The organism is Candidatus Kaelpia aquatica, assembly GCA_030765335.1.
Lineage (GTDB): Bacteria > Omnitrophota > Gorgyraeia > Kaelpiales > Kaelpiaceae > Kaelpia > Kaelpia aquatica.
This window is the reverse complement of sequence record JAVCCU010000006.1, coordinates 18,531-36,396: the sequence shown is the minus strand read 5'-3', so window position 1 is coordinate 36,396 and position 17,866 is coordinate 18,531. Positions and strand designations below refer to the sequence as shown.

At 37.3% G+C, this 17,866-nt stretch carries 15 protein-coding genes and 1 tRNA gene; 5 read left to right on the top strand and 11 right to left on the bottom strand.

All coding sequences use genetic code 11. The features are described 5' to 3' along the window. The 7 genes from P9X27_00825 to P9X27_00795 form a co-directional block, all read right to left on the bottom strand. A partial coding sequence (locus P9X27_00825) for a S8 family serine peptidase (protein MDP8252932.1) occupies nt 1-2,227 on the bottom strand: 2,227 nt, incomplete at its 3' end. A 184-nt stretch (nt 2,228-2,411) separates the two neighbouring features. Beyond that, on the bottom strand, nt 2,412-4,421 hold the full coding sequence (locus P9X27_00820) for a cellulase family glycosylhydrolase (GenBank protein ID MDP8252931.1): 2,010 nt from the start codon (nt 4,419-4,421) through the stop codon (nt 2,412-2,414). Nucleotide 4,422: 1 nt separating this feature from the next. Next, the gene (locus tag P9X27_00815) at nt 4,423-4,932 is read right to left on the bottom strand and encodes a shikimate kinase (GenBank protein ID MDP8252930.1); all 510 of its coding nucleotides are present in this window, start codon (nt 4,930-4,932) and stop codon (nt 4,423-4,425) included. Then, a complete protein-coding gene (gene aroC / locus P9X27_00810; protein ID MDP8252929.1) occupies nt 4,932-6,053 on the bottom strand; it encodes a chorismate synthase in 1,122 nt (373 codons plus the stop codon). The genes P9X27_00815 and aroC overlap by 1 nt, the downstream gene beginning before the upstream one ends. Nucleotides 6,054-6,085: 32 nt before the next feature. Then, nucleotides 6,086-6,850 carry a prepilin peptidase gene (locus P9X27_00805; GenBank protein MDP8252928.1) on the bottom strand — a complete coding sequence of 255 codons (765 nt, stop codon included), beginning with the start codon at nt 6,848-6,850 and terminating at the stop codon, nt 6,086-6,088. Further along, nucleotides 6,847-7,722, bottom strand: a complete 876-nt coding sequence (locus P9X27_00800; GenBank protein MDP8252927.1) for a shikimate dehydrogenase — start codon at nt 7,720-7,722, stop codon at nt 6,847-6,849. Before P9X27_00800 ends, P9X27_00805 begins: the two co-directional genes overlap by 4 nt. After that, nucleotides 7,722-9,221, bottom strand: a complete 1,500-nt coding sequence (locus P9X27_00795) for a 2-isopropylmalate synthase (protein MDP8252926.1) — start codon at nt 9,219-9,221, stop codon at nt 7,722-7,724. The genes P9X27_00800 and P9X27_00795 overlap by 1 nt, the downstream gene beginning before the upstream one ends. 79 nt (nt 9,222-9,300) lie before the next feature. Here P9X27_00795 and lpxA point away from each other — a divergent pair, with 79 nt between their 5' ends. Further along, complete coding sequence (lpxA, locus tag P9X27_00790; protein ID MDP8252925.1) at nt 9,301-10,161, top strand: acyl-ACP--UDP-N-acetylglucosamine O-acyltransferase; 861 nt, start codon at nt 9,301-9,303, stop codon at nt 10,159-10,161. 3 nt (nt 10,162-10,164) lie between these two features. Here the strand turns inward: lpxA and P9X27_00785 are convergent, their stop codons facing one another. Next, the gene (locus tag P9X27_00785; GenBank protein ID MDP8252924.1) at nt 10,165-11,124 is read right to left on the bottom strand and encodes an acetyl-CoA carboxylase carboxyltransferase subunit alpha; all 960 of its coding nucleotides are present in this window, start codon (nt 11,122-11,124) and stop codon (nt 10,165-10,167) included. A gap of 2 nt (nt 11,125-11,126) precedes the next feature. Continuing rightward, entirely contained in the window at nt 11,127-12,038 is a 912-nt protein-coding gene (locus P9X27_00780) for a L,D-transpeptidase family protein (protein MDP8252923.1), read from the bottom strand. 177 nt (nt 12,039-12,215) lie between these two features. On the opposite strand from P9X27_00780, the gene P9X27_00775 reads away from it, so the two are divergent. The 3 genes from P9X27_00775 to P9X27_00765 all read left to right on the top strand — a co-directional run bounded on the left by P9X27_00775 (nt 12,216) and on the right by P9X27_00765 (nt 16,602). Beyond that, nucleotides 12,216-13,127, top strand: coding sequence for a PfkB family carbohydrate kinase (locus P9X27_00775; protein MDP8252922.1), 912 nt, complete (start codon nt 12,216-12,218; stop codon nt 13,125-13,127). A gap of 230 nt (nt 13,128-13,357) precedes the next feature. Continuing rightward, on the top strand, nt 13,358-14,983 hold the full coding sequence (locus P9X27_00770) for a hypothetical protein (protein MDP8252921.1): 1,626 nt from the start codon (nt 13,358-13,360) through the stop codon (nt 14,981-14,983). Between the two features lie 227 nt (nt 14,984-15,210). Next, entirely contained in the window at nt 15,211-16,602 is a 1,392-nt protein-coding gene (locus P9X27_00765) for a hypothetical protein (protein MDP8252920.1), read from the top strand. Nucleotides 16,603-16,605: 3 nt separating this feature from the next. On the opposite strand, the gene P9X27_00760 is transcribed toward P9X27_00765, so the two are convergent. After that, nucleotides 16,606-16,694 (bottom strand) — tRNA-Ser (locus tag P9X27_00760). A 5-nt stretch (nt 16,695-16,699) separates the two neighbouring features. Then, nucleotides 16,700-17,092, bottom strand: a complete 393-nt coding sequence (locus P9X27_00755) for a thioesterase family protein (protein ID MDP8252919.1) — start codon at nt 17,090-17,092, stop codon at nt 16,700-16,702. 103 nt (nt 17,093-17,195) lie between these two features. On the opposite strand from P9X27_00755, the gene P9X27_00750 reads away from it, so the two are divergent. Continuing rightward, nucleotides 17,196-17,864 (top strand): carbohydrate binding domain-containing protein, encoded by a 669-nt coding sequence (locus P9X27_00750; GenBank protein ID MDP8252918.1) that lies wholly within the window; start codon nt 17,196-17,198, stop codon nt 17,862-17,864. Nucleotides 17,865-17,866 lie beyond the last annotated feature (2 nt).

Sequence of the window (17,866 nt, the reverse complement as noted above, 5' to 3'; positions counted from 1 at the left end):
CAGATGGTAAACCAGTTACTGAATAACTCAAGGTAGCCACATCTTCATCGCTTGCTGTGACAGTAAAGATCAACGTATCACCGGCAATAACACTCTTATCTCCTATTAACTCTAAATCTGGTGCTTGGTTTACACCTTCAGATCCAACAGTAATATCCTTAGTAAATGTAACAGTATCATTGCTATCATTCTTATCAGTTACTGTTAAAGTAACTGTATACTCTCCAACTTCAGTATATATATGAGACGGATTTATTTCAGTCCCTAGATTACTGTCATCTCCAAAATCCCATACATATATCACTGAATCTAATATTATTGAATCTAATATAGCTGCATTAATTGTTACCTCCTGACCTACCTCAGAAATTTCAGGACTGACATATATTCTTTCAGTCGTTGGTAGCGAGTTGTCTACAGATATATCTTCTACATAATAAGCTACAATTAGCAGTAACTGATCCAGGTCAATAAAATAATCATTTAACTCTGTCACTGTACTAGGAGTTTGCCACTCAGCTATTGCTTGACCCACTTCATAATCGTCAATTATCAAATCATCGATTGAAGCATCTGGATTTAATCCTGCAACCGCATAAAGAAGGTCAACATCTCCAGCAGCTGTATTTATATTTAATCCTGCTGCTGCTGCCGCTAATGCTTTTTGAGCATTAATTCTTCCTGCACCTATAGGTTCATCTGGATATATTATATCAGCATTATTTTTTATCAAGTTTATAAGATTTTCTTTTGCCAAATCAGGATCCTGGGATAACAGAAGCCCTGCTAGCCCTGATACAAATGCAGTAGACATTGATGTACCTGGTAAATATTGATAATCACTATCTATTTTCGTAGAATAAACATCCTTTGCCGGCGCCGCAACATCTACTCTATCTCCGTAAGCGCTTTCAGAATCAGTGTCTACCCAGCGGTTATCATTTTCATCAGTTCCGCCAACTGCTAAAACTCCAGAGTATGCTGCCGGATAATCAACCACTTTCTGGTTACCTGCCGCGGCTACCAATAGAGTTTCTGATGCAATCGCAGCATCTAAAGTATCTTTTAGAAAACCATACTGCATCATATCTTTCTCCGTAGTCCAGGACATATTAATAACTCTAGCCCCTTTTACTATTGCATTAGAAATTGTAGACCCAAGGGATACAATATCCACTTCCTCGTCCTGGCCGCCAGTCATAATCTTATGAATAATTAGTGTAGCATTCGGCACCATTCCACGCACTCCTATATCATTAAAGCTCGCTGCAATTATACCTGCTATATGTGTACCATGACTGTTGTGACTTTCATCATCAGCTTCATCGTCATTATTTATATAATCATAATCTTCATTAGAATCTATACTTCCTACTAAATCTGGATGACTTAAATCCACACCTGTATCTATTATTGCTATCTTTACATTTTCTCCTTCTTCTCCTATTATATCCCAGGCACCAGGTGCGTTTATTTTATCCTCTTGTAATGCCCATTGCTTACCAAAATGCTCATCATTAATCCCACCTGCTCCTGTAGTCATTGTGTTTAATATAATAGTATTACTAGTTGTATTTATTCTTATTGTCACATTCGGCTCCGCACTAAGAACATTAGGATCATCATTTATTATACTCATTGCATTAATTACTTCTTCAGGAGATACAATTATAGTGCGATAATCAACTATATATGTTCCGCTATCCTGCCAGTTAACACTCTTGACAATTATCTCTCCCGCAACGCTGTTTTCCGGCAATTCTTTTGTAACTTCCTTCTCTAATTTAGGATAGTTTTCTTTCTCATAATATGCGTTCATCAATTTATTTGTCGCAGAAATCTCCTTATGCTCTTTAACCTCTATTCCTGAATATCTTAAATCATCAATATATCCAGGTTCTTGAGCTGCATCCACAGAAGAAAACACATAAGATTCCTTCTTAACTTTAGGTTTTGAAGCTGTGGTTATCTTTTTTTCCTCCTGAAATTCCTCTTCCTTAAATACCACTTCTAGATTATCAATGGATGGCATAGAAGAGAGCTCCTCTATTACTTGGTCTAGTCCAACATCTTTGCCATTGCTATTAAATTTTAGCAATAAGCCAAATCCTAATACAATGAACACTCCGGCTGCTAAAAAAACTTTTGTTTTCATCTCTCTATTCTTCATTTTACCTACCTCCTTGTTTTCACTCTGGTTAATTTGTTCTTCTCTCTTTCTTTTCATTTCACTTACCTCAGATCTTATACATGCAATTTCTATGCCAAAAAGACATTGCTATAAATAACACCCTAACACACTATATGTAAACAGGTTACAATATGTAGTACTACAACTTTGTTCTGAAAGATATTTAAAAAGTGTAAACCAAGGTTTACGCTATTAGGCTGAACAAGATTTCGTTTAACAATCACTGTTCTATAGGTTTGTTTAAAAATAGAGCTGTAGTAAGCTTAAACGAAGAGTCTTCACGAAGAAAGAGCCCTAAATCATCATCCCATTCCTCAGGATCTGATCTATCCCACAGCCTTGATTGTCTGGTCCATTGCCAGGGCATAAAACCCTGATAATTACTATCTTTAAGATTGATTATTATATCTTCTAGCTCTTCTAATTGTTCAAGCTCTTTATCTAAGCTTCTAGGCAGCCAGAACTCTTGTAAGAGTAAAGGCTTAGTGGAAGATATTATATCTAAAACATTATCTGTATGGTAAGAGGTATAATCCAGATACTCTTCTAAAAACAGGCTGTCATTACCGCCTAAAGTAATAAGATGATTATCTCCGTTTTTTCTAAACTCAGATATTATCTCCCTAACCCAAACCTTTAGGTCTTCTTTATGTTCCTCAGGAACCCTGGGTTCATTCCAGAGATCCCAGCTTATCCCTTTAAGATCTTTATACCTATTTGAGATTATCCTCACAAATTCAAGCTGCTTCTCTATTCTCTCTCTATCGGTTATTCTCTTCGTTAAAGATAGCCAGCCTCTAGGATCACCCATCTCAAGCGGAATAAGAGTAAAGAGGTCAAAAGATATAATTAGATTATTCATCTTGGCAAGATATATAAAGCTATCCAATATCCTTAAATCATATTCATCGGGAAGATAATCTTTATCAGGAAAATATCCTGTAAGACCAGAGCCTATAAATTTCAAGTAATCCTTGAACCACTTGGGGTGGTGGTAATGAATCCTTACAATCTTAAGGCCCATCTCATGCATCAACTTAAAATCTTCATTTATATAATAGGGGTTAGGCCAGACCCAGTTTAGCTCTCCTCTCTTTGACTCATAATAGTTAATGCCCCATAAAAACTCATCTCTCCCATTAAACAGAATTTTGCCCTCTTTAACCTTAAGATCGCTCCCTTTATCAGCCCAGCTTTTATCAACAACCAGGAAGGCTGTATTAAACTGATCATAGACACTCCTGCCTTCTATTAAAGAGCATTTTACCCTATAGAACCCTGCGGCTAGATCTTTTTGAACTTCAAAATCAAGCTTATTTAATCCTTCTTTAATAACTCTCTCCTGATAGATCGAATAGACTGTATTAGAATCAGATGAGAGCTCTACTAAGAATCTTACCCGCTTATCAGCTCTAAGAGGGTTAAACACGCTTAAAGATAGGCCTGTATCTTCACCCTGATAATATAAGGGATAATTAGAACTTAAATCTTTTATTACAATATCTCTATTTAAAATTTCACTTATTTTTCTATAATCTTTTTTGGTTAGATTAATATCGCTGCTAGAAAATATAAGCCATCTTAGAGGGGCCCTCTCTTTTAAATCCCAAGGGTTCATCCAATGCTTAACTAAGACTATATTTGAGCCCAAAAAATTACCATCTTCATCTACTACTTTAGAGAGTATATTAAAATCTCTAACTGGAATCCTCTCTGGAAAGATATTACCTCTATCCGGCTGCCTTATATCACCTCCATAACCTGTCTTTACCAAAACACCCTTATTAGAAGAGAGCTCACCCTCTATCGGGTCTTTAAAGAATTCTCTATTATATTCAACAGCTAGATTATCTCCATAGATATCATATCTTCTAAGCCCTATCTCCTTTAAAAAAGCCTCATCATGCTCTTTAGAGAGAAAGAGCACTAAGCCTCCGCCGCTCCTTAAGAATCTAACAATAATATCCTGCTCTTCATTTTCTAGTTTGCCTTTTGAGAGAACAAGATAATCAATCTCAGCTATATGCTCTTCTAACTCCTTACTCCATTTAACCGATGAAAATTCAGCTGCTTTTAAAAACTTATTTATCTCTCCTTTGCTTACCGAAGAGCTCTTTTTATCAAACAGGCAGAGCACATTTTTATTATTTTGAGCTAAAACTAAATTAGATTTTGAAACTAAGCTAAGAATAATTAAAAAAGAAAGGATAGACAGAGTTCTCTTTATCATTTTAGTATAAAGAAGATTTAAATATACTTCTTACTTGCTCTATAATCTCATCAATTGTTAAATCTGATGTATCAATAGACTCTTCAATCTTATCATAATAAATCTTTCTGCTGGTTAAGATCTCATTTATCTTAGTGAGCTTATCTCTAACGTTTAAAAGAGGTCTATCGGTCTTATTCTGCATCCTATCGAGTATTACTTCAGGCCTTGCCTTTAGGCAGACTACTGCTCCACTGCTCTTTAGGTTCTTCATGTTTTCATCATCTAAGACAACTCCGCCTCCGGCATCAATCACCAAACCGTCTATACTAGCGGCCTCTTTGACTATATCTCTCTCTATTGCTCTAAAATGATCTTCGCCCTTCTCTTTGAAGATGTCATTTATGCTCATTCCTTCTCTCTCTTCTATCATCTCATCTATTGAGAGATAACGCATGCCAAATCTTCTAGCAAACTCTTTAGATACTTCTGTCTTACCTGTACCCATAAATCCGACTAAAACAAGGTTCATCAGAAATCCTTAAGGCGTTTTTGGTAGCTTTTGAAATTAGATATTATATCAAATAGGTTATCAGAGGAGAACTTATCCAGAAAACTCTTCATAACTATAAAGCTAATCATGCTCTCAGCTACAACTCCTGCAGCAGGAACAGCACAAATATCAGCACGTTCTTTAAAAGCTTGGGCCTCTTTTTTTGTTCTTACATTTACTGACCTTAATGGTTTAGATAGAGTAGCGATAGGCTTCATGTACCCTCTGACTACTAGGGGCTCACCGTTTGTAATGCCTCCCTCTAAACCACCCGCTCTGTTTGTAGCTCTCTTAAAACCCTTACTCTTACTAAAACCTATCTCATCCTGAACCTCTGAGCCAAAGAGAGATGTATTCTTAACTCCATCTCCTACTTCAACCGCCTTAACTGCCGGAATAGATAGGACGCTAGACCCAATCTCTGAATCAAGTCTTAAATCCCACTGCACATAGCTTCCAAGCCCTGCAGGAACATTAGAAGCTATAACTTCAAAGACCCCTCCCAGTGAATCTTGTTCTGCCCTAGCCTTATCTATTAACTTGACCATCTCTAGCTCTGCCTTAGCATCGACACAGCGTAATTTTGACCTCTCAGCCAACCTTTGAATACTATTTGTATTTGTTATTTTTGTTACCCTTACGTCTCCTATTTGAATAACATGACTGAAGATAGAGATATTAAAACTATCTAAAAACTGCTTGGCTAGCGCCCCGACCGCAACCCTTGCAGCAGTCTCTCTAGCTGATGCTCTTTCAAGAATGAGTCTAAAATCTTTTAATCCGTACTTCATACCCCCTGCTAAATCCGCATGGCCCGGACGAGGAGAGCCTATTGCAGGCATTCTATCAATTGAGAAATCCTTATTTTTAATTAAAATTGCGATTGGAGCCCCGAATGTCAGACCCTTACTAATTCCGCTTATAATCTCAACCCTATCTTTCTCTATCTTCATCCTTCCGCCGCGGCCATAACCAACCTGACGCCTTGAAAGTTCAGAATCTATTCTGGCTCTATCAATCTTAACTCCTGCAGGAAAACCATCTACGATAACTGAGAGAGCCTTCCCGTGAGACTCGCCTGCGGTTAAGAATCTTAGCATCTCTATACCTCCTTATTATGAATCTAGTATTATCAAAGATAAAAGAAAATCTCAAGCAGTTTATCATAAAAAATAAAGACAAAAATAGCCGCAATTGCAAGAAACGGCCCATAAGGCAGGTAATTATCTTTATATTTAATCTTTCTGTAAAGGCCGTAGCCAAGAGCAAAAAAAGGAGCAATAAAATAATTTAGTATTATCAGCTTCCAGCCTAAGAAAGCACCTATCATAGCCATAAACTTAACATCCCCAAATCCCATCGCCTCCTTTTTAAAGGCTATCTTACCTAAGACACCAGTTAGATAGATCATTAGAGAACCAACAACAGCCCCTAGAAAACTTGCTACTAAAGGATTGCTGCTATAGACGCTATCCAAAACAGGATTAAAGAACGAGAACATGAGGCCGATCGGCAAAAGCCCCAAACTTACCTCATCTGGAATTAAGCGGGTCTGAAAATCACTGAAAGTCGCAACTATTAGACCATATAGAAAGAAAGAAAAGATAAAAGCAGTGATGCTAATACCATAGACGCTATAAAAATACAGCATAACCAACCCACTTATTAATTCAACGACAGGATATTGCATTGAAATCTTAACTCTGCAATATCTGCATTTAGCTCTTAAAACCAAGAAGCTAAAGATAGGTATATTATCGAACCATCTTATCTTATGCTTACATTTAGGACAATGCGACGGCGGCTGTACAACCGACTCTTCCCGCGGCAGCCTCAATATACATACATTTAGAAAACTCCCCAAAGATGCTCCTAAGAAAAAAATGAGCAGCGTCATCTATTAACTCCTTTTAAAAGCGCATCTCTCATAACTTCAATTGGCGCATCTTCTCCTGTGAATATTTCAAACGCAGCTGCACCTTGATAGAGAAGCATGCCTAAACCGTCTGAAGCAAAAAGGTCTAAAGATAATGCCTCCTTAATCAAGGCAGTCTCTCTATTATATATAACGTCGTAGACGCTTAGATTACCGTGAAGCAAGCTTAGGTCTATCACTGCACCATCGCCATCCCTCATTCCAACTGCTGTAGCATTAACCAAGAGATCACACTCTTTGATAACAGCTGCAATATCAGACTCTCTTATAAACTCAAACTTATCTTTAAGCCTATCTATACCGGAGAGATGCTCACTGACATTAGAGATAGTATCTCTATCTATCTCAAAAATATAGATCTTACTAACACTATTATTCTCTTCAGATAATCCCGCGACTACAGCTCTGCCAGCACCTCCAGAACCTATCACTAAAGCTTTTTTCTCTTTTTTATCAAAACCTAGGTCATCTACCAGCGACTTTGAAAATCCTAGCACATCTGTATTATAAAGTTTCAAATCAGGCTCTCTCTTGACTGTATTAACAGCAGATGTCATAGAGACCGCAATCTCGCCTTCACTCAAATATCCTGCTGCAGAAAGCTCTCTGCCTAAGATCTCTTTTGCTTTAACCTTATATGGAACTGTAATATTAAAACCTAAGATATCCCTGCGATTGATTAAAAAATCTTCTAAGTCATCTGGTCCTACTTCAAAAATCCTATATTCTGCATCTATGCCTAAATACTCAAAAGCCGCATTATGCATAAGAGGTGAGAGGCTATGTTTAACAGGATATCCGACTAAACCGTAGATTTCTCTATTGAGAGACATTAAGAGACTATTTTATTTACAGCATTAAGATATGCTTTTGTAGAAGCTTCCACTATATCTGTTGAAGTTCCCCGTCCTACAATCTCTTTATTATTATGTTTCAATCTCACTGTAACCTCACCCAGAGCATCACGCCCTGAGGTAACAGCGCGAAGATTATAGTTCAACAACTTCGGTTCAATACCTATAATTCTATCTATCGTATTATAGCAGGCATCTATAGGACCATCTCCGCATGCAGCATCTTCATAGATTTTTTTATCCTTTTTTAACTTTACTGTTGCAGTAGGAATAGTGGAGGAACCTGTCACAGTATGGAAGTATACAAGCTCCCATACCTTGGGTACCTCTTTCATCTCATCTTCAACTAAAGCAACAATATCATCATCAAAGACCTCTTTCTTCTTATCTGCAAGCGCTATAAACTCTTCATATGCTCTCTGAAACTCTCTCTTTCCAAGCTCAACACCCAACTCTTCTAATTTTCTACCGAACGCATGGCGGCCGGAATGCTTACCTAAGACAAGCTTGCTCTCTTTGAATCCAACATCGCTTGGATTCATAATCTCATAGGTCCCGGGCATTTTTAATACCCCATCCTGGTGGATGCCAGACTCATGACTGAAAGCATTATCACCTATAACTGCCTTATTAGGAGGCAGAGGTATTCCCATCAGGAGGCTTACAAGCCTGCTGCTCTTATAAAGCTCTTTTGTCTTAACAGAAGTTTTAAATTTATAAAAATCCGCTCTTGTCTTTATGGCCATAACTATCTCTTCAAGAGGAGCACTGCCGGCACGCTCACCAATACCGTTAATAGTGCACTCAACCTGTCTAGCCCCTGCTTTAACAGCAGAGAGTGAATTAGCGCAGGATAATCCCAGGTCATCATGGCAATGAACGCTTATAATTGCATCGTCTATATTAGGCACATTGATCTTTATCTGAGTTATAAGATCAGAGAACTCCTCCGGAACTGTATAGCCAACAGTATCGGGAATATTTATAACGCCAGCTCCGGCATTTATGACCTCGGCTATTATTTTAAAAAGGAACTCTCTCTCTGTACGAGATGCGTCCTCAGGTGAAAACTCAACATCATCGCTGAACTTCCTGGCATATTTAACAGCCTTAACCGCCTGCTTTAGAATCTCATCTTCTGCTTTCTTTAGCTTGTACTCCATATGTATCTTTGAAGTGGCTAAGAAGACATGTATCCGCTTCTTCTTGGCTCCCTTTAAAGCTCCGGCTGCAGCATCTATATCTTTCTTTAGGGATCTGGCTAAAGCACAGATAGTAGGCTGCTTTACTTTTTTAGCTATTAAACTTACCGCTTCAAAATCTCCAGGAGAAGCAATTGGAAAACCTGCTTCTATTACATCGACATTGAGGCGTTCAAGCTGCTTTGCAATCTCAATCTTCTCTTTTATATTTAAAGACGCACCCGGAGACTGCTCTCCATCTCTTAAAGTCGTATCAAATATATGTATCTTATCCATTTTTACCTCCTAGATAATTATAGCTAAAGAATAACTCAAGGGTTTTATTTCTTCAATTGTTTTGTGTTATAATTAAACAATGAATATAGATAAAACGGCACTGGTAGATTCAGGAGCCAAGATTGGCGAAAATGTTGAGATAGGACCCTACTCTATAGTAGAAGAGAATGTAGAGATAGGAGCAGGTACACAGATACTGCCCTTCTGCCATATAAAAGGCTCAACCAAAATAGGTAGAAATAATATTATCCATACCGGATCCATTATAGGTGAAAGACCGCAGATGTTAGGGTTAAGAAAGCAACTGGGACATCTCTTAATCGGTGATGATAATATAATCAGAGAATATGTAACCATCAATACCTCAACAGAAGAAGATAATCAAACAGAGATAGGCAGCAATAACTATCTAATGAGTTTCTCTCATATCGCCCACGACTGCCGCTTAAAAAATAATATCACAATAAGTAACGGCGCACTTTTAGCAGGACATGTTGAGATAGAAGATAATGTAACAATCTCAGCAAATACCGCCATACACCAATTTGTAAGAATAGGGCACTTAGCTATGATTGGAGGGCTATCGCGTGTAACAAAAGATGTACCTCCATTTATGATGTTGATAGGCAATTCTAAAATATTTGGAATAAATACTGTGGGTTTAAAACGTGCTGGTTTTAGTGCTGCGGAGATAAATGAGGTCAAGAAAGCTTATACAGTAATATACCGCAAAAAATTACCTTTAAATAAAATCATAGACGAACTTAAAAAAACAGACACAGCTAAAACAAAAGAGATGGTAACATTTATAGAGAATTCAAAGCGAGGAATATCTGGAGGTAAAACATCCAATCTGCTAGAAAAAATATTCCTAGATTATCCCCTTTTTATAAAACAAAGAACGGATGCTTATAAATTATTCAAAAAGAAGTGTAGGTAGAAGTTACGAAGAAGGCTCTGATATAGGCCCTAACTTTCTAAATTTTTCATAGCGTTTCTCTATTAACTTTTCAACAGACATATCTTTTAATTCATCGAGGGATTTTAAAATAAAATCTTTAAGATTATTAGCAGCAACCTCAGGCTCTCTATGCGCCCCGCCTAAAGGCTCTTCTATTGCCTCATCTATTATCCCAAAACTTAATAGATCTTCCGCATTAAGCCTTAACGCCTTCGAAGCCTGCTCTGCCATTGCTCTATCTCTCCATAATATCGCAGCACATCCTTCTGGAGATATAACAGAATAATAAGAATATTCAAACATAGCAACCCTATCACCTATACCTATACCTAAAGCTCCGCCGCTTCCTCCCTCTCCTATAATAACAACAATAATAGGGGTCTTAACCTGAAACATATCTCTAATATTTTCAGCTATAGAGTGAGCTTGGCCTCTCTCCTCAGCTCCAACTCCGGGATAAGCACCTGGGGTATCTATTAAAGATATAACCGGCAGAGAGAATCTCTCAGCCAAACTAAATATTCTAGCAGCTTTTCTATATCCTTCAGGATGAGCACAGCCGAAATTACGCTCTAAATTTTCTTTTGTATCTCTTCCCTTTTGGTGCCCAACAATAGCAACTCTCCTTCCGTCTATCTTTGCAAGCCCTGTAATTAAAGCTTTATCATCTCCAAAACATCTATCGCCATGAAGCTCTATAAAGTCATCCATAATCATACTGGTATAGTCCAATAAAGTTGGGCGATCTGAATGACGTGATACCTGAACTTTCTGCCAAGGCGTTAAAGCTCCATAAATCTCCCTCTTAAGGCTCTCTAATTTCTCTTGAAAACCACCAATCTCATCACTGAGATTAATATTTTTATCTTGAGAGAAGCTCTTTAACTCAGAGATCTTTCTCTCTAACTCCAGTATTGGTCTTTCAAAATCCAGTTCAGCCATAATTATTCAATGATAGTGACTTTAGTCCCTGTAGGAGTAACATCGTAAAGCTCTTCAACATCTTCGTTATAAAGCCTAATGCAGCCAGCTGTTACCTGCTGACCTATGCTTCCAGGCTTAGTTGTACCATGGATACCATAGCCTGAGAGCTCAAAGCCCATCCAGCGACTGCCAAGTATATTCTCATCGCTATCTGGGGGAACAATTGCCCCGGCTTTATACCAAGTAGGATTAGGGAGCTTATTTATGATCTTGAAATCACCGGTTGGGGTTGAATTAAACTCACCTGTTGAGCAAGGATAGACCTTGACTATCTCATCATTCATTTTAAGAGTCAAAATATTTAAAGACTTATCTACAATAATAGCAGAAATTGAAGTCACAATTTTTAACCTCTGCCCTATCCTGATTAAATCTGAGCTCAAACCATTGCTTCTCTTTAAGAAACCTACCGTTGTATTAAAATTCTTTGCTATTAAATACAGAGAATCTCCTTCCTTAACCTCATATATTACAGAATCATCGGTTTGAATAGGAGAGAACATTACCTTCATGTTTATGTCCCAAAGTTTCTGCTCTAAATCACCTAGATCAGGATGGCTAGAGAAATTCCGGACTAATCTTTTGTATACTTCTTTAGCTTCTATTAGCTTATTATTTTTTGTAAGCTGCTCTGCAAATAACAGTCCTTCTTCAAAAGTACCTTCCGCTCCTTCTTCAATCAAAGTATCGAACTGAGAGATATCTTCTATCTCAGAACTGACAGAAACATCTACATCATCCTGAGATAACTCTGTTGTACTCTGATCCTGATATACTTGCTCTAAATCCTCTTTAGATGAGTTTATCCCCCATATTAAAAATCCTCCCCCGACAACAACCAGCAAGATGATAATCAAAACACGCCTATCCATATATTCCTCCTAAATTAATAATGTTTATGTTTTAATGATGTTTTACTTTAAATGAATGTTTTATAATTATAAAATCAGATTTAAGAAATTGCAATTAAAATGCTAGAAGACAAAATTATCTTAAATATTATAATTTAAAACTTTCTATTTAAAATTTTATTGATAAAATAAATTACCATGAGCATATTAGTAATTGGATCTGTTGCATTAGATACCATAAAAACACCATTCGCTAAAGTTGATAAGATACTTGGCGGTTCTGCTATCTACTTCTCCGTAAGTGCAATAAACTTTACTGCTGTTAATATTGTTGCTGTTGTGGGAGAAGATTTCCCTAAAAAACATATAGAGTTTTTAAAAAATAAAAGTATTGATACTCAAGGATTGAGTATAGAGAGCGGAAAAACATTCCACTGGGAAGGTGAGTATGGCTGGGACTTTTCAAATCCAAAGACTATAGTAACTGATTTAAATGTATTTGCTAATTTTAATCCTAAAATACCCAGAAGCTATCAGAATAGCAAATATCTATTCCTAGCCAATATCGATCCTGAAATACAGCTAAGAGCCTTAAGTCAGGTCAAAAATCCAAAACTTATTGCCTGCGATACTATGAACTACTGGATTGAAAATAAAAAGAGAGCGCTGCTCAAACTTCTAAAGAGAGTAGATATTTTTTTTATAAACGAATCGGAGTCAAAGGAACTCACCAATCAAAAGAATCTTGTTAAAGCTGCTAAAGAGATACTGAGTTTTGGGCCCAAAGTTGTTGTTATTAAAAAAGGTGAGCACGGAGTCCTATTGTTCACAAAAAGCCATGCCTTTACAGCCCCAGCATATCTTATGGAGTCTGTATTTGATCCGACAGGCGCAGGAGACACATTTGCTGGAGGATTCATTGGCTACTTAGCTAAAACAAAAAGGATAGATCAAACCAGCTTAAGAAGAGCAGCCATCTATGGGACCATAATGGCAACATTTGCTGTTGAAGATATTAGCCTGTCCAAGCTTGGAAAGATATCAGCTATCGACATAGATAAAAGAATAAAAGGATTTAAAAAACTTACCGACTTTGCAATAAAGCCCTAATTTTTATCCTAAATTTTTCTCCATATTTCCCTAAGAATAATCCGCTTTTGGCATGAAACAATTTTCAAGTGTAAAGACTTGTTAACTCAAGCAACCAAAGTTGTCTGTTTTTCAATAACTGCAATATGATCACCTGCATAACCATTTAAACACCAGCTACTTCCCTATTGCATCTATTGGCATAAATATTGCATAATTACAGATAAAGAAAAAACAAAACGGAGGTAAAAATGAAGAAGGCAATATCTTTCATGTTTATTATTTTTTTAACATCCACTGTTCTCTATGCCGCAGAGTACAAAAAAGAGTCCTCAGCCACGGCTTTTAAGCCTCAACTCTCCCTAGAAGAGCTGGAATTAATTAATCTGATCTTGATCGGCGAAAGTCCCAGCGCTGATATTGAAGGCTCAGAAGGTTTATCAGATACAGCAATCTTCAGCGGCAATAACCACGATATAGATGGTGAAGTAATAACGGGCGGCAATACCGCAATAGGATGCAATATAGGTCAAGGTAGTTTGAATATAAGCGATGTAACTCTAGAGGGGGTAAACGGTACTGTCACAGAAAATGTCAGCTATACTCTAAATATGAATATATTAGCTCCATTTTTGCGTAAAAATGCTGATACAACAATTACAGAAGCCTCAACATTGCAAAACACCACTGTTGGATCAGCTGCAGATTATCAGATCTTATATGTAAATGATGTCAATATAACTCTAGCTAGAGACTTCATAGGTTATGGTATTCTCTATATTGAAGATAGTAATCATAATCAGGAAGAGTATATTCTTGAGATGACTGATAATGCCAAGTGGCATGGCGTAATCTTAATATATCAACTAGAAAGCAATAAGCTCTCAAAAATATCTTTAAATGGTGCTGGAGGCGGAGGCGGAACAGGAATAGGTGCTTTCTCTATGTTAGGTATAACCTACTTAGGTCTTGGCAATAATGCAGAGTTTGATAGCGGAAATGTCGGAGTCTCAGATTCTGGAGGGAACTTGGTAATGCATAACAACAATGATTTTGAAGGCTCTCTTTTTGGAGATACTATTACTGCACAAAATAATAATGAAGTGGATGGAGACATAACATACAACACATTTACATACGGAGTCCATTTTGACATAGGCGGAGATCAAATAACTCCACTATCATTCCCATTCATCACTCTGCCTGCATTTCCAAGCTTTAGCCCAGGAACTCAAAATATATCGAGGAATAATAATGTGACTTATACTCTAGCTCCTGGATCATACAATAACATTACATTTAAAAATAACTGCACCCTTATACTATCTGGCGGAGATTACTACATTAATCAATTAACAATGGATAATAACTGTACAATAAAATATAGCGCTGCTTCAACTATCCATATAACCAAAAAAATAAACATGGGGAGTAACCCTAAAATTATACCTTACGATAGTAGTGTTAGCGCAGATGACTGTATTTTCTATATTGAAGGTGACTATTCAAGTAATACAAATGTTTTTCAAATGGGAGTTAACGCAATTATTAAATGCAATGTTTATGCTCCCAATATATATTCAAGTATAGATATAGGCACTAATGCTGAATGCAGAGGCTCAATTATAGGTAATAGAATTACAATTGATAATAATATAGATGCTGTTTTGGAGAGTGCATTCTCCGGCGAAGGAGAAGGTGAGGCAGAAGAGGTCTCGATATGCGGCAGCATCATATTGATAGGAAACCAATTCCATATTCCTGCCGAAGGCAGCTACACTAATAATTATTACTGTGAAGAAGCAATAGAGAGCGCAAACTCTGCTTTAGATTCGGCAGTAAATAGCCTCTGGATGGAATGGAAAGAATCCGAATAATGAATATAAAGAAATTGATCTTTATATTTCTAATATTTTTACTGCTGCTGCCGTCTTCTGAAGCAACCTATAAAAAGCTGACTCAAGAGAGAGGTTTTAAAGTTCAATTAAATATAGACGAACTTGCAGCTTTAAACTTCTTGTTAGTTGACTCTAGCTCTACCGCAGAAATCAATGGTGAGCCTACGGAAGAAGAGTACACGATATTTAGCGGCAAAAACTTTAATATGAATGAAATAGAAGTTGCAGGTGAAAAAGAAGCGATAAAACTAAACTTGTCAGAAAACCTCTTGAACATAAGCAATGTTACCTTAGAAGGCTCACCCTCTCAAGAAGGAGACTTTGACTATTCAGCAGATATAGACGCCCTTGCAGCTGTAATTAAAAAAAATGCTAACATTATTTTATCGGGCGATACAACCTATAGCAATATCTCCATTGGAACTGAAGATAATTTTCAAATTGTATATATATCAAACTCAAAACTAACTCTATCAAATGGTTTTCGTGGTTACGGAATACTCTATGTTGAAGATTCATCCTATCCAGAGAACAATCCAATATTAGAAATGGTTGGAGATGCTATTTGGTATGGCCTTATTATAGTCAATCAAATAGAGAGTAAAAATTCAAAGGTATATTTAAAAGGAGCTCCTGCAATAAATTTAGAGGAGTTTGCCCTTATAGGCATTGAAAGCATCGATGTGGGAGGAAACCTAACTATAGCCAGTGGAGCAATAGGCGCCTATCTAGATGGAGGCACTGTCGCAATAGGAAATAATGCCGATATTAATGGTTCGGTTATAGGAGACTCAATAACTCTAGGCAATAACGCTACAGTCTTAGGAGATATCTACTACAATACTCAATTTAATACAGGCATAGGATTTACACATACTGGAGATGAAATATCTCCAGCCAATATTCCTTTTTCAGAGTTACCTTACTTCCCTACCTTTGAAGTAGGAACACAAGATATCACTATAGGAACCAATTCTACCTACACACTAACACCTGGTGATTATAACAATATAAACATAGGAAATAATGCTACTTTAGTGCTCAGCGGAGGAACTTATAACATTAACGAGATATCTACCGGAAACAACTGCCTTATAAGCTATCAAAACCCGGTAGATGTTAATATTAAAGGGAAAATTGAATTTGGAAATACTCCTAAAATAAAACCAGAGAATGAATCTGTAAGCGCTGAGGATTGCATCTTTTATGTAGAAGGAGTAAATTATGAAGGAGAAGATGTTTTTTATTATGAAGATGTCTTTATCGCCTACAACCACCCTGAATTATACTGCAATATATATGCCCCAAATTCAACGGTAAAAATAGGAAATTACGGACAGTATAAAGGGGCTATTATTGCTAAACATATCGTATCAGGCAATCAGACCTCAACCTCCATCGAACTTAATAGCATTTTTACCTCTCCTCCAACATACGTAAAGGTATATGGAAGCATAATATGCTCAGGCGACACCTTCCATATTCCTGATTCAGGCAGTAATTCTAAAGCCTACTTCTCTTACGAGGCTCTCACTAAGGTAAATGAATTACTCCAATCCCTCCCTGTTACCTGGGAAAAATGGAAAGAAGTAGAATGAAAACGGAGGGAGGGAGATTTGAACTCCCGGTCCCGATTGCTCAGAACACCTCATTTCGAGTGAGGCCCATTCGTCCGCTTTGGTATCCCTCCAAGGACTACGCAGTAAATAAAGATTTTACATCTTCGGGTATAGTGCGCGGCTTAAAACTCTTATCAACGCAGACCCAAAGCGTGTTGGCTTTTATCAAAAGATTATCCTCTTTTCTAATCTCTTGATAAAAATATAGTGACGATCTCTTAGCATACTCCACCTTGGCTGATATGTTAACAATATCACCATACTTGGCAGGAGACTTGTAATCTATCTCAACTTTTGCGACAACAAAATATATACCGTCATCCTGCAGCTCTCTAAGCGCTATATTTCTGTCTATACAAAACTCTGTTCTTGCCTCTTCTAGGTGTTTTAAGTAGTTAGCATAGTAGACAACGCCGCCGCAATCAGTGTCATGATAATAGATACGCTTCTTAATACTAAAATCCTGCATTAATACAGTGTATACTAAGGACGGAAAAAATCAATTATTTCCTTGTTGACATATAAAACTTACTTTACATAGAATAAATACCTACAAACAAGGAGGTGGTCGTATGGCAAAGAGACTTATGGTCTTAGCTTTTCTATGCATCTTTTGCATTAGCTGCGGAAAAGCACCGTCGGGAGAAAGAGAGGCAGTAACAGAGGAGTTTGCAGCTGAACCCCTAGAAGCGTTGATGATAAAGGATATCAAACCTATTATTGCAACCTATGGAGAGCCAATAATCATCGCAGACTTTAATTCTGGAGAAAAACCCAACAATATCGAAGGAGATTTTGGAGCCTGGGATAGAGACCCAAAGGATATGACTCAACATGCAGAGGATAACTTCATAGCTACTATAAAACGGGGTGATGAAGGCTATTCAATCCAGATATATTATGATGTCGACTCACCTAACCCTGCTTACAACGGCTTCTGGATGGATTTGACAGGCCTTGATGCTTCAAACAATTCTGCCTTAAGCTTTTGGATAAAAGGCGATAAGATGAGGGGTTATACTACAACTTTTAAAGTCGAACTTGAAAATGAGAAAGGAGAGGTCGGAAAGTACTACGTAAGCAGCGTAAGCGATGACTGGAAAGAGGTAATCATACCTCTTAAGAGCTTTGGCGGCCTTAATGATCTATCCAGCTTAAGTGAACTTACTTTAGTATTTGAAGATATGACTGCAACTAAAAAGGAAGGCGCTATCTACATAGAGGATATTTCTATAAAGTAATC